This window comes from Arcticibacter sp., assembly GCF_053551015.1.
Window position 1 is genome coordinate 185,878 of record NZ_JBMQOB010000022.1, and the last position, 25,796, is coordinate 211,673.

General features: G+C 46.3%; 21 protein-coding genes, 4 tRNA genes and 1 riboswitch. Of the genes, 11 read left to right on the forward strand and 14 right to left on the reverse strand.

What is annotated here, in order from left to right; translation table 11 throughout:
* Positions 1-165: 165 nt before the first annotated feature.
* Positions 166-1,359, reverse strand: coding sequence for a thioredoxin-like domain-containing protein (locus ACO1NU_RS16055; protein ID WP_448819512.1), 1,194 nt, complete (start codon positions 1,357-1,359; stop codon positions 166-168).
* A gap of 281 nt (positions 1,360-1,640) precedes the next feature.
* Here ACO1NU_RS16055 and ACO1NU_RS16060 point away from each other — a divergent pair, with 281 nt between their 5' ends.
* Together ACO1NU_RS16060 and ACO1NU_RS16065 are read left to right on the forward strand one after the other, a co-directional pair.
* The gene (locus tag ACO1NU_RS16060; protein WP_448819513.1) at positions 1,641-2,156 is read left to right on the forward strand and encodes a GNAT family N-acetyltransferase; all 516 of its coding nucleotides are present in this window, start codon (positions 1,641-1,643) and stop codon (positions 2,154-2,156) included.
* 352 nt (positions 2,157-2,508) lie between these two features.
* Positions 2,509-3,963 carry a serine hydrolase domain-containing protein gene (locus ACO1NU_RS16065; RefSeq protein WP_448819514.1) on the forward strand — a complete coding sequence of 485 codons (1,455 nt, stop codon included), beginning with the start codon at positions 2,509-2,511 and terminating at the stop codon, positions 3,961-3,963.
* A gap of 124 nt (positions 3,964-4,087) precedes the next feature.
* On the opposite strand, the gene ACO1NU_RS16070 is transcribed toward ACO1NU_RS16065, so the two are convergent.
* From ACO1NU_RS16070 to ACO1NU_RS16090, 5 genes are all read right to left on the reverse strand, one after another.
* Positions 4,088-4,360, reverse strand: a complete 273-nt coding sequence (locus tag ACO1NU_RS16070) for an Arm DNA-binding domain-containing protein (RefSeq protein WP_448819515.1) — start codon at positions 4,358-4,360, stop codon at positions 4,088-4,090.
* Between the two features lie 223 nt (positions 4,361-4,583).
* Positions 4,584-4,655: transfer RNA gene (locus ACO1NU_RS16075), tRNA-Glu, on the reverse strand.
* A gap of 35 nt (positions 4,656-4,690) precedes the next feature.
* Positions 4,691-4,766, reverse strand: a tRNA-Met gene (locus ACO1NU_RS16080).
* Between the two features lie 66 nt (positions 4,767-4,832).
* A tRNA-Glu gene (locus tag ACO1NU_RS16085) sits at positions 4,833-4,907 on the reverse strand.
* A gap of 42 nt (positions 4,908-4,949) precedes the next feature.
* Positions 4,950-5,022: transfer RNA gene (locus ACO1NU_RS16090), tRNA-Met, on the reverse strand.
* A gap of 134 nt (positions 5,023-5,156) precedes the next feature.
* On the opposite strand from ACO1NU_RS16090, the gene era reads away from it, so the two are divergent.
* The 3 genes from era to ACO1NU_RS16105 all read left to right on the forward strand — a co-directional run bounded on the left by era (position 5,157) and on the right by ACO1NU_RS16105 (position 7,632).
* Positions 5,157-6,035: a GTPase Era gene (era, locus tag ACO1NU_RS16095; protein WP_448819516.1), complete on the forward strand. Its 879-nt coding sequence runs from the start codon at positions 5,157-5,159 to the stop codon at positions 6,033-6,035.
* 87 nt (positions 6,036-6,122) lie between these two features.
* Positions 6,123-7,424, forward strand: coding sequence for a ribosome biogenesis GTPase Der (gene der / locus ACO1NU_RS16100; RefSeq protein WP_448819517.1), 1,302 nt, complete (start codon positions 6,123-6,125; stop codon positions 7,422-7,424).
* 1 nt (position 7,425) lies between these two features.
* A complete protein-coding gene (locus ACO1NU_RS16105) occupies positions 7,426-7,632 on the forward strand; it encodes a hypothetical protein (protein ID WP_448819518.1) in 207 nt (68 codons plus the stop codon).
* A gap of 6 nt (positions 7,633-7,638) precedes the next feature.
* Here ACO1NU_RS16105 and ACO1NU_RS16110 read toward each other — a convergent pair whose 3' ends face one another.
* Entirely contained in the window at positions 7,639-9,231 is a 1,593-nt protein-coding gene (locus tag ACO1NU_RS16110) for a S41 family peptidase (RefSeq protein WP_448819519.1), read from the reverse strand.
* 419 nt (positions 9,232-9,650) lie between these two features.
* On the opposite strand from ACO1NU_RS16110, the gene ACO1NU_RS16115 reads away from it, so the two are divergent.
* The 3 genes from ACO1NU_RS16115 (at position 9,651) to metF (ending at position 15,185) form a co-directional block, all read left to right on the forward strand.
* Positions 9,651-10,217 (forward strand): hypothetical protein, encoded by a 567-nt coding sequence (locus ACO1NU_RS16115; RefSeq protein ID WP_448819520.1) that lies wholly within the window; start codon positions 9,651-9,653, stop codon positions 10,215-10,217.
* 61 nt (positions 10,218-10,278) lie between these two features.
* Positions 10,279-10,392, forward strand: a riboswitch (SAM riboswitch).
* Positions 10,393-10,462: 70 nt separating this feature from the next.
* Positions 10,463-14,146, forward strand: coding sequence for a methionine synthase (gene metH, locus ACO1NU_RS16120; protein WP_448819521.1), 3,684 nt, complete (start codon positions 10,463-10,465; stop codon positions 14,144-14,146).
* A gap of 85 nt (positions 14,147-14,231) precedes the next feature.
* A complete protein-coding gene (gene metF / locus ACO1NU_RS16125) occupies positions 14,232-15,185 on the forward strand; it encodes a methylenetetrahydrofolate reductase [NAD(P)H] (RefSeq protein ID WP_448819522.1) in 954 nt (317 codons plus the stop codon).
* Positions 15,186-15,280: 95 nt separating this feature from the next.
* On the opposite strand, the gene thrC is transcribed toward metF, so the two are convergent.
* From thrC to thrA, 3 genes are read right to left on the reverse strand one after another with little or no spacing between them, the layout of a single operon-like run.
* Positions 15,281-16,588, reverse strand: coding sequence for a threonine synthase (gene thrC, locus ACO1NU_RS16130; RefSeq protein WP_448819523.1), 1,308 nt, complete (start codon positions 16,586-16,588; stop codon positions 15,281-15,283).
* A gap of 5 nt (positions 16,589-16,593) precedes the next feature.
* On the reverse strand, positions 16,594-17,529 hold the full coding sequence (locus ACO1NU_RS16135) for a homoserine kinase (RefSeq protein ID WP_448819524.1): 936 nt from the start codon (positions 17,527-17,529) through the stop codon (positions 16,594-16,596).
* On the reverse strand, positions 17,529-19,976 hold the full coding sequence (gene thrA / locus ACO1NU_RS16140; RefSeq protein WP_448819525.1) for a bifunctional aspartate kinase/homoserine dehydrogenase I: 2,448 nt from the start codon (positions 19,974-19,976) through the stop codon (positions 17,529-17,531). Before thrA ends, ACO1NU_RS16135 begins: the two co-directional genes overlap by 1 nt.
* 301 nt (positions 19,977-20,277) lie before the next feature.
* Here thrA and rsgA point away from each other — a divergent pair, with 301 nt between their 5' ends.
* The 3 genes from rsgA to ACO1NU_RS16155 are packed head-to-tail and all read left to right on the forward strand — an operon-like array spanning position 20,278 to position 21,988.
* Entirely contained in the window at positions 20,278-21,198 is a 921-nt protein-coding gene (gene rsgA, locus ACO1NU_RS16145; RefSeq protein ID WP_448819526.1) for a ribosome small subunit-dependent GTPase A, read from the forward strand.
* Positions 21,199-21,200: 2 nt separating this feature from the next.
* Positions 21,201-21,659, forward strand: coding sequence for a D-aminoacyl-tRNA deacylase (gene dtd, locus ACO1NU_RS16150; protein ID WP_448819527.1), 459 nt, complete (start codon positions 21,201-21,203; stop codon positions 21,657-21,659).
* A gap of 2 nt (positions 21,660-21,661) precedes the next feature.
* Positions 21,662-21,988, forward strand: a complete 327-nt coding sequence (locus ACO1NU_RS16155) for a nucleotide pyrophosphohydrolase (protein ID WP_448819528.1) — start codon at positions 21,662-21,664, stop codon at positions 21,986-21,988.
* A gap of 3 nt (positions 21,989-21,991) precedes the next feature.
* On the opposite strand, the gene ACO1NU_RS16160 is transcribed toward ACO1NU_RS16155, so the two are convergent.
* The 4 genes from ACO1NU_RS16160 to ACO1NU_RS16175 all read right to left on the reverse strand — a co-directional run bounded on the left by ACO1NU_RS16160 (position 21,992) and on the right by ACO1NU_RS16175 (position 25,796).
* A complete protein-coding gene (locus ACO1NU_RS16160) occupies positions 21,992-22,696 on the reverse strand; it encodes a 2-phosphosulfolactate phosphatase (RefSeq protein WP_448819704.1) in 705 nt (234 codons plus the stop codon).
* Positions 22,697-22,734: 38 nt separating this feature from the next.
* Positions 22,735-23,811, reverse strand: a complete 1,077-nt coding sequence (gene gcvT, locus ACO1NU_RS16165; RefSeq protein ID WP_448819529.1) for a glycine cleavage system aminomethyltransferase GcvT — start codon at positions 23,809-23,811, stop codon at positions 22,735-22,737.
* A gap of 112 nt (positions 23,812-23,923) precedes the next feature.
* Positions 23,924-24,550, reverse strand: coding sequence for a ribonuclease HII (locus tag ACO1NU_RS16170; RefSeq protein WP_448819530.1), 627 nt, complete (start codon positions 24,548-24,550; stop codon positions 23,924-23,926).
* 1 nt (position 24,551) lies between these two features.
* Entirely contained in the window at positions 24,552-25,796 is a 1,245-nt protein-coding gene (locus ACO1NU_RS16175) for a PP2C family protein-serine/threonine phosphatase (protein ID WP_448819531.1), read from the reverse strand.

Consider the following 25,796-nt stretch of genomic DNA (forward strand, 5'->3'; position numbering starts at 1 on the left):
CTGCATGTATGTCGAACGCGCTTAACGGATACGAAGCTAGCGTTAGAACCAAGGACAATGCTAGCTTCGTATCGAAGCCTATAGAGTACTGAGTGACGGGTGTATATTAATCCAAATCAGCAGCAACAAGTTAAACGAAGGCTATTAGACCTTACAATTAACATACTATAGCGTTCCCGACTTACCCAAAAGTTCATCCAATATCTTAAAGTCAGGATTTACATCCATAGCATTGTAAGCAATACGTCCTGCTGAATCTACAAGAACAAGGCTTAGTATTGAGGAGAAAGCAAATCGTTTTGCAATCTTACTATCCTTAAACTTTGTCATTTCAGAAACATTAATCCACTGGGATGTCTTTGAGCTAATATTGGATAGCCATTTCTTCCGGTCATCATCCAAATTAAAGTAGACGACTTTGATCCCCACACGAGCGTACTTCTGGTATAAGGCTTGTATCTGCGGCTGCATTTTAATGCAGGGCACGCACCAGGTCGCCGAAAAGACCACAAGATAGGGTCTACCTGTTAAGGAACTGTTCGAAAATTGATTCCCATCAGGTTGACCAACAGAAAACACAGGCATAACATTGCCGACTCTTATTAACCTGAAACCAGCAATATTGGCCAGTCTTTCCTCTGAGAACTTGCGACCAAAAACAGAGTTTTTCAAATTGGGGTCAAGATCCTTAAACACATCCAACAGCAGCGAATCTTCCTTATTCATCCAAAAAAACTGAGCCATGTCATTCAAGGCGATTAAACTGTAATAAAGACTCGAACTTGCTCTTAGGAGTGGAAAAATCTCCTGATCAGCTGAGAATAACCTACTACCCGGCAACTGTATTGGCCCTGAAAGCTTCCCCGTTTCTTTTCTATACTCATCATAATATCTGTTTTTAATAGAATTCATTTCCTTATACAACAAATTTGAGGGTGTTTCTGGCGTAACAAGGCTGAGATACTTTATATATTGAATTGAATCCAGCTTCATACTGTTAAGTCCGGGATCGATTATGAATCTAGCCTCGCAAGAAACGCCATTGACTTTCGCCCGGAGCCTCGCTTTATTACACGGCTCCTTCATTTCCCCTTCAAACTCCCAAATCCCCCCTTTTACCTTTACAGAATCAAGTGTAAATTTCTTGCTGATCGTTTCATGATTATTATCTCTTAGCAAATACACCCACTTTCCTTCAAACATGGGACTAGCCTCTATCCGAATTTTGAAAGGATATTGTGCAGCTCCCCGCAGGGAAGAAAGACACAAAACGAGAAGAACTATACACTTTAGCTTTGATCTGAAGAAATTGATGGTCTTCATATTAGGTTTGCTTGGTTTCGTAAAAGTATTACACATACAATCCACTACATCCGACAATCAGCTTCTGTACACGAAAAGACAATCCAACACAACCCAGAGAAGCTGAATTCACTGCCGCGGACTAACCCTGAAATCGGAATCCCGCAACAAGATCAAATTTTGACGCTCAATCATCAGAATAAGAATACATTAAGCTAATCATTTTTCCACAAGAGCACAACTATTCGTAAACAAACACAAGCACCTCTTGCTAAATGAGTAAGTTTTTTATTCCTACCTTACGGAACCTAAATAGCCGCAACGAGCGATAACCAATCATGAAAAGCTTGAGAATAGAGACAACAAGACTATTGCTTCGCCCATTTAACGCCGACGACGCCCCAACTATGTTCGCGTTGAACGAAGATCCCGAGGTTCTGCAGTATACCGGCGACAAACAGTTTTCGAACATCTTAACAGCAAGAACTTTCTTCGAAAATTACGATCAATATGGCCTTTATGGAGTCGGGAGAATGACAACAATCTTAAAGGAGACTGGCGAGATCCTCGGATGGTGTGGCCTAAAATACCACCCCGACACTGCTGAATATGATATCGGGTATCGCTTCTTTAAAAAGTACTGGGGCAAGGGATACGCCACAGAAAGTGCTACAGCTATCTTGGGAAAAGGCCTCACGAAGCCTGAAATCACCCGGATTATCGCCAGAGTCAGAATAGAGAACATCGCTTCCATCCATGTATTGGAAAAACTAGGCTTGACCTATCGGCACAGCTATCAAGAGAACAATGAACAATGGATGCTATACCAGATCAACGCTCCCCAGGAAGATTAAAATACTTTATTAAAAAAAACAGCATAAGAGAACTCAAATAAATAGATACAAAAAAAGGACTGCTCTGTTGGAGCAATCCTTTTACTTTCCGGGAGTTGCCATCAAGTAGCCCGCAGGGGAATCGAACCACCCCATACCTATACTGAAATCAATATTTTACCAAATCAATTTTGGCCTGTTCACCAAATGTTCACCAGAAGGCAGTTTTTGAGCTGCAAATGGTCAAAATAAAGGTACGGAAAAATCAAAACGGATGGAACAGTTTTCTAAAGATGCATCTCTATGATATTGCTTAGCAGTGATTTATATCGTATAATTCAATAAACTTGATTACTTTGGTTTTCTAGAAACGATGGATCGCATACCTACCCACATTTGCAATATCATTATTTGCTTCTTATTATTCTTAGGCATAAGTCAAGTAAACGCCCAGTCGATAAGAAAACTCGATTCTCTTTTTGAAGCAATGCAAAAAGACAGTGCTTTTAGTGGCTCAGTTCTAATTGCAGAGAATGGTTTGCCCATTTACGAGAAGACAATGGGCTATGCCCAATTTGAAACTAAGCAACCAATTACCGGGCAAACCATGTTTGAATTGGCGTCTGTGTCTAAACAGTTTACGGCAATGGCAATTATGCAGTTGCATGAAAAGAACAAATTAGCCTATACAGATAGTCTGAACAAATATTTTCCAAGCATTGCCTACCATGGTATTACCATCCGGCATCTTTTAAACCACACCTCGGGAATTCCCGAATTTCTAGGCTGGGATGATAAGAGAGTTAATATAGATCAAATAAATTACAATAAAGATGTTCTGGCCACAATAGTTAAGGACCCTCAACCACTCCATTTCAAACCGGGCGAGCAGCTTTCCTATTCCAATACAAATTACATATTGCTGGCCCTTATTATAGAAAAAGCTTCACATATGTCCTATGCTGATTATATGCATAAACACATTTTTCAACCTCTAGGAATGAATCATACGAGGGTCTACCCTCAAAGGGCAGCCAACCCTAAAATAAAGGATTATGCGTACGGACATATCTATGACCCGGCAAAAGGCAAGTTTGTAATTAACGACAACATACAGGCAAACAGATATCAGTATTACTTTGATGGCGCAGCCGGCCCTTATGGTATTAGCAGTACTGCCCGCGATCTGTTGAAATGGGACCAGGCACTTTACACCGAAAAGCTAATTAGTAAAGCAGGTCAGGAATTTGCGTACCAACCATCAAAACTCAATAATGATAAGGTTGCAGCCCTGATGGGTCTGCCCTATGGCTTTGGCTGGCTTATCAAGCCCGGCAGGGAATTTGCCGGAAAAACCTATATGCACACTGGCGGATATCCTGGATATATGAGCATCATCGTGAGATATCCTGAAAAAAAGAAAACTGTGGTAGTACTTGCCAATGTCTATAACGTAATTAACATTTATCAGCTCGCTAGTGCCGTCGAGAGCATTCTGTTTAATCAGCCCTTCACAATACCCAAGACCAAGCCTTTTAAAAAAAGCGTTGCGCTCAATCCCGGCCAGTTAAAAATGCTCGAAGGAGTATATTCATTAACCGTTGCGCCAACGGCAAAGTTCACGATAAGCTCCGAGATGGGGCAGATTTACGCACAACTTACCGGCCAACCCAGAGCCGAAATTTACCCTGAATCTGAGCTGGAATTTTTTTATACTGTAGTGGCAGCAAGAATTAAATTCTTTAAGGATGAATCTGGAAAAATTAACAAACTTGTCTTATTTCAAAATGGGCAGGAGCTAGAAGCTACTAGAGATCTGGAAAAATAAAAGAGCTACAAAAACGACTTAGGTTTCCCCCAAATGCCGGTGGCCTATAGGTTGACATTTGGGGATTGCTGACCAAACTCTCTACTTTTGTTAAAATCCCATAAGATAATCGGAAAAGATCCGATTATGGTGAAACTACATTTAATTTGGATTGCACACTGTCGAGAAATGTGTTTAGTGCTCTAACATCCTCTTTATTCCCAGTAGCCCGACCGGCATGGGAGTTCCAACGGGATGGATCGCATTCGCGGCCCACAGAATCTTCTGTACGCTGTCCATCAACGCTAATTCTAAGATAAATAGGAGCTGGGCCTGATTTGTAAGTGTTACGCTTTTCAAGATAAAAAGCACATTGTACGGAGTGAACATAAAAAATAGCACTTAAAAGGTGAAACAAAGTTACCTTTCGCAGCTCCCGCCTACAAGATGTTCAATAGGCGAACAGGTTGACTGTCAAAATCTTACAACGTTTCTGATGAGCACCTCTTCCTGGAAAAAGTGCTCACCGGATTGATCCCAGAATTATGCGAAATCATGCATCTTTTGGCGATTTGATTCCAACAAAAAAGCCTGCAATCGGTTGATTGCAGGCTTTTAATGATTTTTGCTATTGTTTCCAGTAGCCCGCAGGGGAATCGAACCCCTATTTCCAGAATGAAAATCTGGCGTCCTAACCGGTAGACGAGCGGGCCATTAAAAGCGACTAACATTTCTGTCATGCTTTCTTTGGTAGCGGGGACCAGACTCGAACTGATGACCTTCGGGTTATGAGCCCGACGAGCTACCAACTGCTCCACCCCGCACTGTTTTATGTCCAGACAATCATTGCTGACCATCCTTACTTGTTCGGCTTTTCCAAGCCCCATATTTGGTAGTCCATAGGGGAATCGAACCCCTGTTTCCAGAATGAAAATCTGGCGTCCTCACCCCTAGACGAATGGACCATTCAAGCTAAGCATAAGATTAATCTTTCTGCTTACTTCAGGTAGCGGGGACCAGACTCGAACTGATGACCTTCGGGTTATGAGCCCGACGAGCTACCAACTGCTCCACCCCGCACTATTTTTTTTCAAATCAGCAACGGCTTTTTTACCGTTTTCGCTTTGAAGAATAACTTCGAGCACTGTTTTGAATTGGTCTGCAAAGATATATTTCGTTTCTTTGCAGTCCAAATCTTTTTTAAAAAATATTTCATGTCACATAAAGCCGGATTTGTAAGCATAATTGGGAAACCTAATGCAGGAAAGTCAACACTGATGAATGCGTTGGTTGGAGAGAAAATGTCGATCATTACACCCAAAGCGCAAACGACCAGACACCGGATTCTGGGAATCGTTAATGAACCGGATTACCAGATTGTATTTTCGGATACCCCCGGAGTTATCAAACCAGTCTATGGTTTGCAGGAAAGCATGATGGGCGCGGTCAATGATTCACTTGTAGATGCCGATATCATTCTGTTCGTAACCGATATCAACGAACGCCATGATGAGTCTGACGTTATCGAGAAGCTCAAGAACACGCAGTCTCCCGTGGCAGTGATCATTAACAAGATCGATAAATCGCAGCAGGAATACGTGTTTGCCAAAATCGAATACTGGAAGCAGCAACTGAACCCCAATGCTATATTTGCCGTTTCTGCTCTTCATGAGCACAACGTTGCCGGTGTTATGGACTACATCATCCAGAATCTGCCTGAACATCCCGCTTATTACGATAAAGATACACTGACTGACCGTAACCAACGCTTCTTTGTATCCGAGATCATCCGCGAAAAAATCTTTACCCTCTACGCTCAGGAGATCCCGTATAGCACAGAGGTCATCGTTACCGAATACAAAGAAGAGGAAAAATTGGACCGGATCAGTGTCGAGATCATGGTCGAGCGCGATTCTCAAAAAAATATCCTCATCGGAAAAGCCGGCGAAATGCTAAAGAAAGTGGGCACCTATGCACGGCGTGACATCGAGGAATTCCTCGGTAAAAAAGTATTTCTACAGATGTTTGTTAAGGTGATTCCTGACTGGCGGAACCGTAAGAACTATCTGAAGCGATTCGGATACGAAGATTAAAACAAGCACATACGCCACAAATGGCGTATCTTTACCAGCACACAAACAGGCTGTTAACGGAAATACAGACCTGAAATTTTAATAATAATGAGCAATATAGTAGCCATAGTAGGACGTCCAAACGTTGGAAAATCAACTTTATACAACCGCCTTACCGAAACCCGGAAGGCAATTGTAGATGATATGAGCGGCGTTACAAGAGACCGCCATTACGGATTGGCAGAATGGATCGGGAAACCTTTCACAGTAGTAGATACAGGCGGATACGTGGCGCATTCAGAAGACATCTTCGAAGCAGCTATCCGCGAACAGGTCATGATCGCCATTGAAGAGGCCACAGTGATCCTCTTTATGGTAGATGTAACCACCGGAATCACTGACCTGGACGATAGCATCGCGGATATTCTCCGCAGAAGCAAAAAGCCGGTGCTGGTAGTAGCCAACAAGGTGGATAATAATGCACTGATCAACGAAACGCATATTTTTTATAGCCTTGGATTGGGAGACATCTATTCTATCTCCTCCATGACAGGCTCAGGTACCGGAGAACTTCTGGACGAGGTGGTCAGCCACTTCGAAGAAAATCAGGAAGAAGCAAGTGCCCTGCCCAAATTCACCATCGTAGGTCGCCCTAACGTAGGTAAATCGTCTCTCATCAACGCCCTTATCGGCAAAGACAGGAACATCGTAACACCTATTGCAGGCACAACACGCGACTCGATTCATATCCATTACAACCAGTATGGACATGATTTCATGCTGATTGATACTGCAGGTCTCCGCAAGAAGACCAAGGTAAAAGAGAACATTGAGTTCTATTCTGTTATGAGAACGATCAAAGCGATTGAAGAAGCAGACGTGAACATCCTGATGATCGACGCTGTTGATGGAATTGAATCTCAGGATATCAATATCTTCCACCTGGCTGAGAAAAACAAAAAGGGTATCGTTATCTTGATCAACAAGTGGGATTTGATCGAAAAGAATCATAAGACTACCAAGGTTTTCGAAGAAACGATCAAAGAACGCCTCTCTCCTTTTACCGACGTACCGATCATCTTTACGTCAGTAACTGAGAAACAGCGTATATTCAAAGCATTGGAGGCTGCAGCTGCAGTTTACGAGAATAAGACGAAGAAGATCTCAACATCTAAACTGAACGATGTTATGCTTCCGATCATCGAAAACTATCCGCCGCCGGCATTGAAGGGCAAGCACATCAAGATCAAGTATATCACGCAAATTCAGGCAAGCTCACCGATGTTTGCTTTCTTCTGTAACCTGCCACAGTATATCAAAGATCCGTACAAACGCTTCCTCGAAAACAAGCTGCGCGAGAACTTCGACTTCACGGGAGTTCCTATTCAGATATTCTTCAGACAGAAATAAAATGAAATTCAAGCTTTTATGCTTGCTATGCTTATCGTTCATCCTGCAAATCGCAGGATGTGCGAATGGCGATAGCGAACGGGAGATCGAAGTACGCGATTCGCTGGAAACAGTGCGTATTGCCGATTCGTTGCTCCACCTGGAGCTCAACCTGGATGATAGTGTGGAATTGCAGCCTGACACGGCTTCTACCTCTCCGAAAAAGTAAGTTTGGCTACTTCAGTGCAGCCAATGACCTTCTGATCATATTGTCGGTCTCATTCAAGACCCGGTAGTAAGCATCCTCGCCAAAATAAAACCGCGCCAGAAGCGCCTTAATGTCAAGCATAATCACCTCACGTGCTTCATCAAACTCCTTTAAGGTAAAGGTGATCTTCTTTTTCGCGGCCAATGCCTGAAGCTGATCATACTGAGCCTTGCTGAGATTAAAATGAGCCAAAAGCTCACTCAAACTGGCCGGCCTGGCCTTCTTAATCAGGTAACTATACACAAACTCGTTTAATACCGCTTTACTGCTGAGTGAATAGTATAAGGGTGTATGCCCCGTCGTGTCAATAGGGACGTAGATATCCGGCATGACGCCACCACCGCCAAACACCACTCTTCCCGAAACCGTTTTGAAGTATTTATCCCGCGTTGCAAAAAGACTGTCAGTAAGGTGTTTTTGGTCAAACACCAGCTCCCCGTTTTTAATCCGGTTCGAGATTTCCTTGAAATATTCAATTTTCCCCTTCGTATAAGGCTTTTGAATAGATCGGCCTGACGGTGTAAAATAGCGTGCAACAGTCAGGTTCAGGGCAGAGCCATCGCCAAAGTTAAACTGCTCCTGCACCAGTCCCTTGCCGAAAGAGCGCCTTCCAATGATAGTTGCCCGGTCCAGATCCTGGAGGGCACCTGCAATGATCTCACTGGCAGAGGCCGTTCCTTCGTCGATCAGTACCACCAACTTGCCTTTTTCATAATCCCCGACATCTGTAGCAAAGTAATCCGTGCGTGGTTCATGCTCCCCCTGTGTGTACACGATCAGCTGCTCATCTGCCAGGAACTGATCGGCAAGCGCCGTCGCTGCATTCAGGTATCCGCCGCCATTACCGCGAAGGTCCACAATCAAACCCTGCATCCCTTGCTTCTTCAGCCGCCTGAGTTCGGCCAGGAAGTCTTCATCTGTCTTCGCGCCAAACTTGCTGATCTTGATATAACCAACCTTATTGGGGAGCAGATAAGATACGTCAATGCTACTGACGGTAACTTTTTCACGTGGAACTTTGAAAACCACGTCCTCATGCAGACCATAGCGTCTTACTGTCAGTTCCACCAGGGTACTTTGTCTCCCGCGGATGAGGCCGACAATCTTCGTTGGTGTTATCCGCACGCCGGCAATATTTTGATTTTCAATCCTGATCACCTGATCACCGCTCTGGAGCCCCGCTTTTGCAGCAGGCCCGGTTTTGTTGATATGTGTAATAATCAGCGTATCGTTCAGGAGCTGGTACTCTATACCGATTCCATTGTAGTTCCCCTCCATATCGTCGGTAAACATACGTGCCTCTACAGGGGGAAGATATGTGGAATGGGGGTCCAGATTGTTGAGAATTTCATCGATAGCCAGATTCTGCAAAGTGTCCGTCTTCACGGGATCTACATAATTCTCCCTGATAATATTCAGGACCTGTTCAACTTTACCACCATCTCCTTCCGTCTGAAAAATTTTAAACGAGCCGTTTCTGGAGTTCAGATTTTCTCTCTGAAATTTAGGACCCAGAATCATTCCTAACACCAGCGCACCTGAATAACAGGCAGCTATCAATAAATTTTTCCTCGTAGACAATGTGTGATTATTTCGATGCTAAATTAACATATGGAAAACCATTTTCGTGCCCCCATTTTTAAATAAATCCAAGATTTTTTAAGTTTTTCTTAGCAGTCATCTGAGTCTGCAGAAAGCCTTACCAGATCCCTACCGGCACCTTACGTTATTCCGCCGTAATTTCAAAGTCGAACTGCCTTCGGACCTGCTTCGGACTGGCTTCGGACCTGCTTCGAGAAAAGCCGAAGAAAGTTCGACTTGGGTTCGAAGTAAAAGCGACGTTAAAAGGACATCGTAGTACGCGCGTGGTATAATGATGGGAAATCAAAATTAGCGCAGCTACCGTCTCGCTAAAAAGAAATGGCCTTATATTTGCCTGTGCTTACCGTAAGTAAGCACATTTAAACACTACCTGTAAAATGCACGAAATAGAACCTTTTTATCGCTGGCGGGATGATTACGTTGCTGCAGAGGATGAGCTTTCGCCGTTCTATCAGACGGAGTACAGCGAGTTTGAATTCGATAAGAAGATCTACAACTATTTCATCCATCCGCAGTGGGACTACTTTGGATCGCAGACTCTCTACCTGAAGGTCTTATTTGTAGACTACGACCACAATTTCGCCATCATTGAATTTATCGGTGAGTGGAACGATACCATCTACAATGACATTATGCTCTTGAAGCGCGAGATCATTGAAATGATGATGCAGGAGGGGATCAACAAGTTTATTCTTCTGGGTGAAAATATCCTGAACTTTCATTCGTCTGACGACCTGTATTACGAAGAATGGTTTCAGGATGTGGAAGATGGCTGGATTGCAGCGATCAATTTCCGCGAGCACGTGATCGAAGAGTTCAAGAAGAATAATATCGACTATTATATCAATTTCGGAGGGTCTCTGGACAACCTTCCGTGGCGAACCCTCAATCCGCAACAGCTTTTTGCACGGGTAGAAGATCAGCTGACCAAACGGCTTTATTAAGGATCTCCACCTGCTTTCAGCAAGCATTTGCTTTTGACTGAATTATATCGCACTTTTGCAATGCTTATAAAGAAAGACGGAGGGAGTAGACCCTGCGAAGTCTTAGCAACCTGTGCTTACAAGGTGCTACATTCTATCTCGATTTTATTCAAAGAAATAAGGGAAAAGATAAGTTAATGTCAGAATCCGAAGGATCTTTCTAAAATAAGCTTTATGCAGGCATGCCTGCTAATGCTACATACAACATGAATATCAGGAAAGAATTAGAAAAACGCATTCTCGTGATTGACGGCGCTATGGGAACTATGATCCAGCGCTACTCGCTTTCAGAGGATGATTTTCGAGGCGAACGTTTTAAGGATCACCCTTGCGATGTAAAGGGCAATAATGACCTGTTGAACCTTACCCGGCCTGACATCATCAAAGCGATTCACGCAGAATACCTGAAGGCGGGTGCAGATATCATTGAAACAAATACCTTCAGTACACAGCGCATTTCGATGGCTGATTATCAGATGGAAAGCCTTTCCTATGAACTTAGCTTTGAAGGCGCAAGAATTGCGAAGGAGGTGGCCGCCGAGTTTACGGCGCTCAACCCGGATAAACCCCGCTTTGTTGCTGGTGCCGTAGGTCCTACCAACCGCACTGCATCGATGTCTCCGGATGTAAACGATCCGGGCTATAGGGCGGTGAGCTTCGACGATCTCGTTGGTGCTTATGACGAACAAATCAGGGGACTGATAGACGGTGGTGCGGATGTACTGCTTATAGAGACCATCTTCGATACGCTGAATGCCAAGGCGGCGATCTTCGCTATTAAAGAATACGAGCAGGTGATTGGCAGGAAGATCGACATCATGATCTCCGGCACAATCACGGATGCCAGCGGCAGGACTTTATCGGGACAAACCGTAGAGGCCTTTCTGAATTCACTTACTCACGCCAACCTGCTCAGCATCGGCTTAAACTGTGCGCTGGGCGCGAAAGAGATGAGACCGCATATTGAGGAGCTCGCTGCAAAGGCGCCTTGCTTCGTGTCGGCTTATCCCAATGCGGGACTCCCGAATGAGTTTGGCGCGTATGATGAAACCGCTCACGAAACGGCTCACCTGCTGGAAGATTTCATTGAAAGCGGCTTCGTCAATATTGTTGGCGGATGCTGCGGAACCACGCCCGACCACATCGGTTGTATCGCGGAGAAAGCAGCGAAGGTAGTACCAAGGAAAATCCCTCATGTCGAGCCTTATATGCGACTGAGCGGACTGGAACCGGTTACCATTAAGCCGGATACCATGTTTGTTAATATCGGAGAGCGAACCAATATCACGGGTTCGCCGAAGTTCTCCAAGCTCATTCTGGGTGGCAACTATGAAGCTGCCCTGGCAGTTGCCTTGCAACAGGTTGAAGGTGGTGCCCAGATCATCGACGTGAATATGGATGAGGGGATGCTCGACTCGGAGGCGGCTATGACGCGCTTCCTGAATCTGATCGCTTCTGAACCGGATATTGCGAAGCTTCCGATCATGGTCGATTCATCGAAATGGAGCGTCATCGAAAACGGACTGAAGTGCCTTCAGGGAAAGGGGATCGTCAATTCGATCTCGCTTAAAGAAGGCGAAGAAAAGTTTATTGCCAGCGCTAGAAAGATCATGAATTATGGCGCTGCCGTAGTAGTGATGGCATTTGATGAACAAGGCCAGGCAGATAACTATGAACGCCGCATAGAAATATGCAAGCGCTCGTATGATATTTTAGTGAACGGGGTTGGGTTCCCTCCTCAGGACATTATTTTCGATCCGAACATCCTGACGGTTGCTACCGGACTGGAAGAACATAATAATTATGCGGTCGACTTTATCAATGCTACGCGCTGGATAAAAGAGAACCTCCCGCATGCAAAGGTAAGCGGCGGAGTTTCCAACATCTCGTTCTCCTTCAGGGGGAACAACGTTGTCCGCGAAGCGATGCACTCCGCTTTTCTGTACCACGCTATTAAGGCGGGACTGGATATGGGGATCGTGAATGCTGGTATGCTGGAGGTGTACGAGGAGATTCCAAAGGAACTGCTGGTGCGCGTAGAGGATGTACTGCTAAACCGCCGGGACGACGCTACTGAGCGACTTGTAGACTTTGCCGAAACGGTGAAGGCTAAAGGCAAAGAGATTGTGAAAGACGAAGAGTGGCGCAAAGAGTCTGTAGAGAAACGACTATCGCACTCCCTGGTGAAAGGGATCACCGAATATCTGGATGAAGATGTGGAAGAGGCGCGTTTAAGCTATGAGCGGCCGCTTCAGGTTATTGAAGGACCCTTAATGGACGGCATGAACATCGTAGGAGATCTTTTCGGGGCCGGGAAAATGTTCCTTCCACAGGTGGTTAAATCGGCCAGGGTAATGAAGAAGGCGGTTGCCTATCTTCTTCCTTTCATCGAAGAGGAGAAGCTGCAGAACCCCGCGGATACGAGCTCGAGCTCTGCAGGAAAGATCCTGATGGCGACCGTAAAGGGCGACGTACACGATATCGGCAAGAACATTGTCGGGGTGGTACTGGCCTGCAACAACTTTGAAGTGATCGATATGGGTGTAATGGTACCTGCTCAAGACATCCTCCGGAAAGCAAAAGAAGAAAACGTGGACATCATCGGCCTTAGTGGCCTGATCACCCCCTCGCTGGATGAGATGGTTCACTTCGCCAAGGAGATGGAACGTGAAGGATTCACTATTCCATTGATGATCGGTGGTGCGACCACGTCCAGAATACATGCTGCCGTAAAGGTGGCACCTAATTACTCAGGCTGCGCCATACACGTGCTTGACGCTTCAAGGAGCGTATCGGTTTGCAGCAACCTGATGAATGCCGAAACCCGGGATGAGTACATTCTAAAGATCAAAGAGGAATATGCAAGAGCCAGGGAAGCTCACCTGAACAAACGTTCAGACAAGAAGCTGAAAACGATTGAAGAGGCCCGCGCTGACCGCTTTAAGATCAATCTGGATGCCGTGGTACCGCAGGCACCCGCTTTCACAGGCACCAGGACGTTTGAGGACTATCCGTTAGAGGAACTCGTTCCTTATATCGACTGGACTCCATTCTTCCATACCTGGGAACTGAGGGGCAGCTATCCGAAGATCTTCAATGATCCGAATGTAGGTCCGGAAGCGAAAACCCTGTTTGAGGATGCGCAGACTCTATTGAAGCAGATCATCGATGAGAAGCTATTGAAAGCCAAGGCGGTGATCGGTTTCTGGCCGGCACGTTCATCAGGTGACGATATTATACTCGACCTGAAGGGCGACGGAACCTTCAAAGAAGGGCATACCGCAACCATCCATACATTAAGGCAGCAGGCAGAAAAGGTCAAAAATGATCCTTACTACGCACTCTCGGACTTTATCGCTCCTGAGGAGTCGGGAATAAAGGATTATTTCGGTGGCTTCGCTGTTACTGCCGGTATCGGCACGGACGAGTTAGTTGAACGCTTTGAAAAGGTGCATGACGATTACAACAGCATCATGGTTAAGGCACTTGCTGACCGTCTTGCAGAAGCATTCGCAGAAAGAATGCACGAGCTGGTGAGGAGAGAGTATTGGGGATATGCGAGCGACGAAGCACTGACGAACGCCGATCTGATCAAAGAACAGTATCAGGGAATCAGGCCTGCACCCGGCTACCCGGCTTGTCCCGACCATACGGAGAAGCGCACCTTATTCGACCTGCTCGAGGCAGAGAAGAACGCGGAAATCCACTTGACAGAGAGCTTTGCCATGTATCCGGCATCTTCGGTAAGCGGGTTCTACTTTTCGCATCCGGAAGCCCGGTACTTTGGCCTGGGCAAGATCAACAAAGATCAGGTGGAAGATTACGCACAGAGAAGAAATGAGCCTGTTGAGCAAGTTGAAAAGTGGCTTGGACCGAATCTGGCTTATTAGGAATCACTGAATTAAGATAAACAAATGGCCCGGGAAATGACATGCTGATAGCGTGTTCCGGCCTAACTATAAAGAAACAATTCTGATGAAGATCACCGAACATATCGAGAGAGCAGCGGGCAAAACGCTGTTTTCTTTTGAGCTTTTACCCCCTGTCAAAGGAAGTGGCATCCAGCAGATCTATAATGCCATAGATCCTTTGATGGAGTTCAACCCTCCTTTTATCGACGTAACCTATCACCGGGAAGACTATATCTACAAACAGCACCCGACCGGCTTATTGGAACAGGTAACATATCGTAAGCGCCCCGGAACCGTAGCGATTTGCGCTTCGATCATGAACAGGTATAAGGTTGATGCGGTTCCGCACCTGATCTGCGGAGGATTCACCAAGGAGGAAACAGAAAATGCGTTGATCGACCTGCAGTTTTTAGGGATCGACAATGTGCTGGTTCTGCGTGGCGATGCCCGCAAGGCTGATGCTTCTTTTATCCCAACGCCGGGAGGTCATGCTTATGCGACAGATTTGCTGGAGCAGGTGGCTAACTTCAATCAAGGTAAGTATCTGCATGACCATTACGATACGAACAAAACTGATTTTTGTATCGGTGTGGCGGGATATCCGGAGAAGCACTTTGAATCTCCCAATCTGAAGACCGACTTTAGCTTTTTAAAGAAGAAAGTGGATATGGGGGCCGACTTCATTGTCACCCAGATGTTCTTTGACAATCAGAAGTACTTTGATTTTGTAAAGATGTGCCGCGAGAATGATATTCATGTTCCCATCATTCCGGGACTGAAGCCTATCACGGCTCCCAAGCAGATCGTCAATCTTCCGAAGATTTTCCATATTGACATCCCCGAGGATCTGAGCGATGCCATTGCGGCCTGTTCGAACGATAAGGATGTGAAAGAAGTAGGTATAGAATGGATGATACAACAATGCAAAGAGCTTGTGGAGTTTGGCGCACCTGTACTGCATTTCTACACTATGGGCAATGCGGAGCCTACAAAGCGTATTGCGCGTGCGGTATTTTAGAATCCTGTTAAAGCATTACACCAGGCTTTAAGCCAAAAGAAAAGGGGAGTTCATGTGATATGACTCCCCTTTTCTTATATCCGGTAAGCGGAAGACTAACTTTCCAGCAGATAGTTCTTAAATGCATCGAAATCTGCACCAATCTGAACAGCCTGCTTAGGCTTGTCCAACAGATTTTGAACCTGATCCGGGATGACAATACTATCTTTAATAGGACCCTGGTAGACATCAGGGAACTTGCATGGATGGGCGGTTGCCAGGAATACGGCAGTGCTCATATTATCCCTGCTATCGTAACGGTACTGGCCGGTAGCCATCCAGGCTATGGCCGTATGCGGACATACCACATACTGATAATCTTCAAATACCACATTCACCGCATCGGCAGTCTGACTATCGTCATAGCTATAAGCCGTTACCACTTTCTTCAGTGCCTCGGCATCCTCTTTGAAGAGGTCCATGATCCTGACCCAGTTGCTCGGATTCCCAACATCCATTGCATTCGATAATGTTGCAACCGATGGTTTAGGCGTATACACGCCTGTTTCAAGAAACTGCGGCACGGTATCATTGATATTGGTAGCCGCGATGAACTGTTTCACGGGCAGTCCCATTTTCCAGGCAAGAAGACCTGCACCAATGTTACCGAAATTTCCGCTTGGAACAGAAAAGATGATATCAGTTTTACCTTCACGCTTCAGCTGTGCGTAAGCATTGAAATAGTAAAAGGTCTGCGGAATCAGTCGGGCGATATTGATGGAATTGGCCGAGGTCAGACGGAACTTTTCGTTCAGGTCCTTATCGGTGAAAGCCTGCTTGACGAGTGCTTGGCAATCGTCGAAGGTCCCTTCCACTTCTACTGCGCGGATGTTCTGCCCGTTTGTGGTCAATTGCAGCTCCTGTATGAGACTTACTTTGCCTTTTGGATACAAGATAGTCACCTGGGTATTGGGTACGCCCAGGAAGCCCAGGGCTACTGCTCCACCGGTATCGCCGGAGGTCGCTACCAGTACGTTCAGCGTCTTCTCCCCTTCTTCCATAAAGTAGCCCATCACACGGCTCATGAAGCGCGCTCCGAAGTCTTTAAAAGCAAGCGATGGTCCGTGAAATAATTCCAGGACATACGTATCGTCATCAAGCTTCACCACCGGAGCAGGAAAGTTGATCGCTTCTGCAACGATGGCTTTCAAATCATCTGCAGGGATGGCATCGTCAAGGAGATGACTAGCCACCTTAAATGCGATCTGCTCCAGAGAGCACATCTCTATGTTGTTGATAAATTCCGGATCAAGTGGTCTGATGGTATCCGGCATGTAAAGTCCCTTATCCTGCGGCATGCTATTGAAAACAGCCTCTTTGAAATCGACGCTCAGGTCAGGGTTATTGGTGCTATATAATTTCATTGTTATCAATCTAAAATGCGTGGTCCCTCACCATTAATGGGAGACACGTAGGTTTGACATCCTATTTGCAGCGCGGTCAGGTGTTTCTTTATTGCTGATGTGATTTTATCCGCGGTCTCTTTATCCCTTGCGAAGGAGAATACAGAAGGACCGGAGCCTGATATGCCGAAGCTCACGGCGCCAAGGCCCATGGCGATCTCCCGCAATTTATAGAAATCGGGAATCAGGATGGATCGCACCGGTTCAACCAGTACGTCGATCATGCTTCTGCCGATCAGGTCGATATCTTTGGTAAACAAGCCGGACACCAGACCAGCTACGTTGCCCCACTGGGTAACTGCATCTTTCAGGTAAACTTTATCCCGGATCATACGCCGCGCGTCACGGGTTGGCACGTCGACATCAGGGAAAACGATAGCACAGTACAGGGACTCGGGATAAGGCAGCTTAATCAGATCAAGCGGTTCGTAACTGCGAATGAGGATGAAGCCACCCAGCAGGGCAGGAGCCACGTTATCAGCATGACCGGATCCACAGGCCAGCTCCTCCCCTTTCATGGCGAAAGGCACGAGGTCCATCCGGCTGAGCGGTTCATCAAGCAGGGTATTGATGGCGTATAAGCCGGCAACAGTGCTGGCAGAACTGGACCCTAATCCGCTTCCGATAGGCATCTTCTTATGAAGTTCGATTTCGATGCCGACGTCCTGGCGACCTATATGCGCCAGATAGTCCTGAACACTGGCACTAACTGTATTCTTTGAAGCTTCCATAGGAAGCCTCCCCTCGTCTCCGGTAATTTTAGTTATGATGACACCGGGCTCTGCCTTGCGGCGCATGATCACTTCATCACCCGGGGCATCTACAGCAAAGCCAAGAACATCAAATCCGCAGACTACGTTTGCTACGGTGGCAGGAGCGAAAACTTTAACAGACTCTTTCATTATGCTCCTACGTTAACGATGTCAGAAAATACTCCTGCAGCAGTGACTTCAGCACCTGCACCAGGGCCCTTCACTACAAGTGGCCGGTCTTTGTAACGGTCTGTAGTGAAAGATATGATATTGTCGCTGCCAGACAGCATATAGAACGGATGGGAGTCGTCTACCATTTGGAGTGTGATGGCTACCTTTCCGTCTTCCAGCTTTCCGATGTAGCGGAGCACTTTACCATTGGCTTCAGCCTCTTTCTTGATCTGTTCGAAATAGTCATTGTTAGCCAGAAGTTCAGCGTAGAACTCGTCAACCGACTGCGCCTCAAGGCATGACTGAGGCAGGATGTTCTGGATGCGGATATCGGATTGCTCCAGCTCGTGTCCGGCATCGCGCGCCAGGATGAGCATCTTTCTCATGAAGTCCATACCACTCAAGTCGTCCCGTGGGTCAGGTTCAGTAAAGCCTTTTTCCTGGGCGAGCTTCACGACATCGTGGAAACTGGCGTCGCCCTTAAAGCTGTTGAATATAAAAGATATGGTTCCCGAAAGGATCGCTTCGATGCGGATTACCCGGTCGCCACTCATCATCAGATCTTTCAATGTACGGATAATGGGAAGTCCCGCACCCACATTGGTTTCATAATAGAAGTCGACGCCATGCTTATGCGCCAGATCGCGGAAATTGCGGTATTGGGCATAGTCGGAGGAGTTTCCGATCTTATTGCAGGTAACGACGGAAATGTTCGAGCTGAATACTTCAGCATAACGCGAGATGGGAAGCGGGCTTGCTGTATTATCAACAAAAACGGCGTTTGGAAGGTTCATCTCCTTCATGCGTGAAATGAATAGGTCGAGGTCAGCTTCTTCGCCCGATTCAAACAGGGCTTCCTGCAGATTATCGAGGTTAAGTCCTTCCTCATTGAAGGCCATTTTACGGCTGTTGCTTACGCCGATTACATTGATCAGAATGCCATTCTGCTTCTGAAGGAAGTCGCGATGTTCTCCGATCTGGCGAAACAAGGTTCTGCCGATGTTGCCGGTTCCCAGGCAGAAGACGTTCAGGGTCTTCTTCAGGTCGGTATAAAAAGCATCGTGAACAGCGTTCAGCGCTTTTGCGAGATCATGACGGGAGATGATCACGGAGATATTATACTCCGAGGATCCCTGAGCAATAGCCCTTACGTTGACCCCGTTACGGCCAAGTGCCTGGAAGAGTGTTCCGGAGATACCGGGGGTTTCTTTCATGTTCTCACCAACAATGGCCAGGATAGAGAGCGAGTCTTCTATTACCGGAAGATCGATCTTTTTGGCTTCAAGCTCGAGTTCAAATTCACGTTCTATAAGCTTTCTGGCATTCAGGGCATCTGCCGGCTTAACGGCAAAGGTAATGCTGTGCTCAGAAGACGACTGCGTGATCAGGATCACGTTGATCTGCTCACGGGCCAGCAGGGAGAACAATCTTCCGCTGAATCCGGCTTTGCCGACCATACCGCTTCCCTGCAAGTTGAGCAGGCTGATTTCATTGATTGAGGAGATCCCTTTGATATTGTGTTTCGCGTCACGGCAGTCATGACGGATAACCGTTCCAGGGAACGCGGGTTCAAATGTGTTCCGTATAACGATTGGGATCTTCTTCAGGAAAGCAGGGATCATCGTAGGAGGATAGATCACCTTCGCTCCGAAATAAGAAAGTTCCATTGCTTCTGTATAGGAGAGCTCTTCCAGAGGGAAAGCTTTCTTGACCATGCGTGGGTCGGCCGTCATCATACCGTTGACGTCTGTCCAGATCTCAATAGCTTCGCTATGCAGGGCTGAGCCGATCAGTGCAGCTGTATAATCACTACCTCCTCTTCCGAGCGTAGTTATCCTTCCTTCATCATTGCTGGAGATAAAGCCCGTAACGAAGATGAGCTTCCCGGCATGCTCCTGGTAAAAGTTGCGGATCAGCATTTCCGACAGTTCGGTATTGACATGTGCCTGGCCGAAATTACTATCCGTCCTGATCAGTTCCGTAGCATCCGCGAATACGGCTTCTCCGAAGTGCTGTTCGGCAATTTTGCTAACGAGTAAAGTCGAGCAGCGCTCGCCATAGCTTAATACAAGATCATTAATTCTTGGAGTCAGCTCACGCAGGCTGGCAATACCCTGGAGGATATCCTCCAGTTCATTGAAGTATAGCTTGAGCCTGGTAAATACCGGATTCTGGCGGGGTACATCCAGCAGGGCCTTGATCACGTCAAAATGCCTGTTCTGAAGTTCAGAGAGATACTCAATAAAACTCTCGCCTGAAGCAGCCTTGGTGGCCATCGCAGAAAGAAGGTTCGTTACTCCTCCCATGGCGGAGAGCACAACGACAGGAGATCCGTTCTCTACCGTCTCCTGTTTAAGAATTTCGATTATAGCACTAATACTTTTTTCTGAGCCTACGGAAGTACCGCCAAATTTAAGGACCTTCATTTATTCGTTATTTTATAAACAAAAGCGCCTTCCCCTTATCGGAGGAAGGCGCTTGTATGGTTTCTATCTTTCTATTAAAGTTACACCATAACCGATCTTCCTCCAGGCCATATTAGCGTGATGGTAGTAGTCGTGATGAAAATGGTATAGATGAGTACATTCATTTTTGCTTGTCTAAAATACATAGTTAAAATCAATAAAACCAATCTGCTGGCGCTTTTTTTATCAAAAAATCATTTGGAGACATATTTATGTTATAAGGTATAATCGGTTTACATGCAATGCTTAAATTTACACGCTTATGCAAGGATTAGTTATTAAGTCTACAGGAAGCTGGTACCAGGTTGCAACAGATTCGGGGAGTATTGTAGATTGCCGCATCAAAGGAAAGTTCAGAACAAAGGATATACAGACCACCAATCCTGTTGCGGTTGGCGACCAAGTGGAGATTGAGATGGAACCGGAGCAGCAGACCGGGGTTATCGCAAAACTGGCTCCCAGAAAGAACTACATCATCCGGAAGTCTGTAAATCTTTCCAAGCAGGCACAGATCATCGCAGCTAATCTCGACCAGGCATTCCTGGTGGTTACACTCGCTTCTCCACGCACTTCGCTTGGTTTTATAGACCGTTTTCTGGTTACTGCTGAGGCATACGATATACCCGCAAAACTCATATTCAATAAGCTGGACCTCTTTAGTGAGGAGGGCATGGAGGTTCTTGCCGAATATCAGCAGATCTACACCAGCATCGGGTATCCCTGCTATGAAGTTTCGGCATTGGAGGGAACAAACCTGCCAATCATAGAGGCGCTTTTGCGTGATAAAGTCAGTCTTTTCACAGGCCACTCGGGTGTAGGTAAATCGACCCTCATCAATACGCTTATCCCGGGTATGAGCCTTAAAACGGGTGAGATATCTGACTGGAGCGATCAGGGAAAACACACCACCACCTTTGCTGAAATGCACCCGATCCCCGGGGGCGGATACCTGATTGATTCACCGGGTATCAGGGAGCTGGGTGTTATCGATATTGATAAAGCGGAGCTGGGACACTTCTTCCCGGAGATGAGGAGCCGCATGAATGCATGCAGGTTTAACAATTGCAGACACATCAATGAACCCGGTTGTGCCGTGCTTGAAGCGGTTGAGGAAAATGAGATTGAACTTTCGCGCTATGAGAGCTACCTGAGCATTTATCATAACCACGATACCAGAAGTTAATCATGAGAGCAGTTATTCAACGCGTGAGTGAAGCCTCGTGCAGGGTAGACAACGAAGTTACAGGTGCTATTGAGCAAGGTCTTCTCGTCCTTCTGGGAGTGGAGGAGAGCGACAACGAAGCGGAGCTGGAGTGGCTGGCGCAGAAAATAGTGAACATGCGCATCTTCAGCGATGAGGAGGGTAAGATGAACCGCTCGGTCGTTGATGTGGATGGGTCCATTCTTCTGATATCCCAATTCACCTTATTCGCCGCAACTAAAAAGGGAAACCGCCCGGGCTTCACCCGTGCAGCGAGACCCGAAATTGCTATTCCGCTATACGAAAAGATGAAAGCTGCGCTGGAAAGGCTTAGCGGCAAACCTACAGCAGCGGGCATCTTTGGTGCAGACATGAAAATAAGTCTGCTGAACGATGGTCCCGTCACCATCATCATGGACACCCAGGACAAAGACAATCACTAGATATGACCATTAAAGAAGCACAGGCCGTGGTTGATCAATGGATCAACAGCACGGGGATCCGTTATTTCAATGAGCTTACCAATACGGCGATCCTCATGGAGGAAGTAGGTGAAGTCGCGCGGATCATGTCGCGCCGCTATGGAGAGCAATCTTTTAAAGAATCAGACCAGGCGGTTGACCTCGGTGATGAAATGGCCGACGTGCTTTTTGTGCTGATCTGCCTGGCCAATCAGACAGGGGTTGACCTAACGGATGCGCTGGAGAAAAATCTGCAAAAAAAAACGATCCGGGATTCGGATCGTCATAAGAATAATGTGAAGCTTAAGTAATACTTAGTTGAGCTTGACTAGTTTTTCTCCGTCAAGGACTGGTATGGCAGTGGTGACATCGACGTTCAGGCAGAAAGCGATATCCTCTTCAATGCCGAGCTTTTTCAGTCGTTCGCTGTGAGATGTCTTTTTGAGATAGCCTCCCAGGTCATCTTTAGCCAGGAGATACAGATCTTCAGCAGCGATGGATGAATCGTCGGGTATGTAATTCTGCCCTTTCAGTTTATTCACCATAGCTCCTGCAAAGATGGTATCTTCCAGGTTGAACTTATTTTTCCAGCCGGCGCATACCAGAAGTACATTCTCCTTCCGGCCGATCAGATAATCTGCCAGAGCTGTCAGATTGAAAAAGGATCCGATCAGGATCTGCTTTGCACTGCGGGATAATTGTATGGCGTGCGTTCCGTTGGTGGTGGTAAGTACAATGGTCTTGCCCTGCACTTTCTCGGCTACGTACGAGAAGGGCGAGTTACCAAAGTCAAAACCCTCAACCACCCTGCCGTCGCGCTCTGCTGCCAACAGGCAGCCGCTGCCGTTATAAGCCGCGCATTCTTCCACATGTGAAACAGGAATGATTGCACTTGCTCCGTTCTCGATTCCATAACAAATAGATGAGGTGGCCCTGAAAATGTCTATGACAACAACGATGCTGTTTTCGATATCATATAAGGGGAGCAATGCAGGTGTAAGGCAGACTTCCACATTCATCCCACTCTGTTTTTCTGATTCTTGAGTCTTCAATTTTTTTATACAAAAGGTACCTTAACAACACGTGCCCTTACATTCGTATTCCGGATAGCAATAGCGATTTCAGTTCCAGGCTGTGCATATTCAACATCGACGTAACCCATACCAATGGCTTTCTGAAGAGTTGGCGACTGTGTTCCGGAGGTTACACGTCCTATCACCTCCCCTGCTGGGTTCGTGATCGGGTAATCGTGACGGGGGATGCCCCGGTCAACCATTTCAAATCCTACAAGCCTCTTTTTAATGCCGGCTTTCTTTTGAGCTTCCAGGTTCTCTGAGTTCGTGAAGGTTTTAGAAAATTTGGTGATCCATCCTAATCCTGCTTCCAGAGGAGAGGTTGTATCGTCGATATCATTACCATAAAGGCAGAAGCCTTTTTCGAGACGGAGGGTATCACGTGCGCCCAGTCCAATCGGCTTGATATTGCTGTCTTTGCCTGCTTCAAATATGGCGTCCCAGATCTGCTCAGCATACTCATTATCGAAATACAGCTCATAGCCTCCTGCTCCGGTATATCCGGTAGCCGATATGAGCACATTTTCAACGCCGGCAAAGGTGCCTTTTTTGAACGAATAGTACTCCATGGAAGCCAGGTCAACTTCTGTTAGTTTTTGAAGAACAGCAGTCGCTTTAGGACCTTGTACAGCCAGCAAAGAGGTGCGTTCAGATATATCATTGATATCGACACCTGAATGGTTAAAATTCTGGATCCACTGCAGATCTTTCTCGATGTTGGATGCATTAACCACAAGAAGATATGTCTTGTCGTCGATACGGTACACCAGCAGGTCGTCCACAATTCCACCTTGCTGATTCGGAAGACAGCTATACTGCACTTTGCCATCGACCAACTTCGATGCATCATTGGAGGTAACGCGTTGGATCAGATCAAGTGCACCTTCACCTTTAAGGATGAACTCACCCATGTGACTGACATCAAACACACCTACATCATTCCTGACTGTGGCATGTTCTGCATTGATCCCTTCGTACTGAACGGGCATGTTAAATCCAGCAAAGGGCACCATTTTAGCTCCAAGGCTAACATGTTTTTCCGCTAAAGCAATATTTTTCATGAATTTTAATTAAGTGAGGAATAGAGAACGGCTGCACAGCCGATACAAGCAGTACAGGCTGACAAAATTATAAATATGTGCGAAACATACAAGCAGATCCGGCCGGTAAAGGTCAAACAAGCTCAGTATCCGCCCCTGCAACTTCAAAAAGATCAAGCTGAGGATCAGTTACGCGAAAAGTTTTACGGTGAAAAGGCGAAAAACCATGTTGCAAAACCGCATTGCGGTGTTTTATGGTTGGATAACCCTTATTGGAGTGCCATTCATATTCAGGATGCAGACAGGCGATCTTCTGCATGAAGTCATCGCGGTACGTTTTTGCAAGGATAGAGGCTGCCGCTATGGAGTAATACTTCCCATCTCCTTTAACAATGCACGAGTGAGGAAGCTCTCCGTACTTTTTAAATCTGTTTCCATCAACAAGAATATGCTCAGGACGCATGCTGAGCATGTCGAGGGCCCTGTGCATGGCGAGGAATGAAGCATTCAGAATGTTAATGCGGTCGATCTCTTCATGATCCACTTCTGCTACCGCCCAGGCAAGCGCATTTTTCTCAATAAAAGCGCGCAGCTCGGACCTTTCTTCGGCCTTAAGTTGTTTGGAATCTGTTAGAACGGCATGTGAAAAATCTCGCGGCAGGATCACTGCAGCAGCAAATACAGGCCCGGCCAGGCAACCCCTTCCCGCTTCATCACACCCCGCTTCAATAAATACATCCTGGTAATACGGCAACAGCATCTTAATGAATTTTTAACGTCAGCAAAGTTATATCATCTGAATTCATTTTTGCCATTTTCGACATCTGAATATCAATTAAAAGCCCTCTATTGAGTACATCTGGCCTTTCCTTGCTGTTTTTAAGCAACAAAACAGCCAGTTCTTCTTCGCTTATGAAGATATCCTCCTCAAAGCTTTCAATCAGGCCATCGGTGTAATTAAAGATCAATGAATTGGGTGCAATTTTCTGTTTACCTACATTAACGAAAGGCAGCTCTTCAAAAACGCCCAGCAAGGTTGTTCCTGCCTTAAATGAAGAAACCTCCTGGTCTACCACAAGCAAAGGGGCATTATGCCCGGCATTCACATATTCCATTTCCCTGGTACGCATGTTATAGCGGCCAAGGAAAAGCGTGATAAACCTTTCTCCTTTGGTATTTTTCGTAACGACCTCGTTCAGCTTCCTGATAATGACTGCAAGGTCCCGGTCAACAGATGTCCACGCACGAAGACTTGCCTGCAGATTTGCCATAAGCAGGGCGGCCGATATTCCCTTTCCGGAAACATCAGCTATACACCAGATAAACTCATCGTCATCCAGCTGAATGAAATCGAAGTAGTCGCCCCCGATACTCTGATGAGGAAGATATGTTGCGGCTATCTCATAAAAATCACTTGTGGGCAGCGTCATCGGGACCAGCATGTTTTGCACCTGAGCTGCCAGTTCCACATCCCGCTGCAACCTTTCCCGGTGAACACGTTCACGGAAGAGCTTTTTGTTTTCGAGTCCTACGACAATGATGTTGATCAGAGTCTGAATGAAGTTCAGTTCATGGCTGAGCAGTTCAGGAACGGCATGAAAGTCGCCGATGAGGACAAAGGCCAGGGTCGAGTTTTTATGCCGGACCGGGACGAAATAGTTAAAGCGCTTAAGAGAACTATCTGGAAAATCGTTCAGTGAGGAGATTGTTTTCAGAGGTGCCAGTATAGTACACATACTTTGCAGTTCGGCGAAGCTTTCGACCGGAACTCCAAACCTGGAGACACAGACAAATCGCTTATCCTGCTTAACCAACATCATCATGCTTCCCACATTCAGATTATCGCGCAATACAAGCTCGAGCATCTCGTACAAAATCGATGCATCGCTGTTCTTGTTTATAGCCAGGGTAATCTCAAGCAAAGAATTAAGCTCGGCCTGTCTTTTCAACAGCATCTTTACCAGATCATTTTCTGGCTGACGCTCTATGTGCCTTTCTTCTCTCAA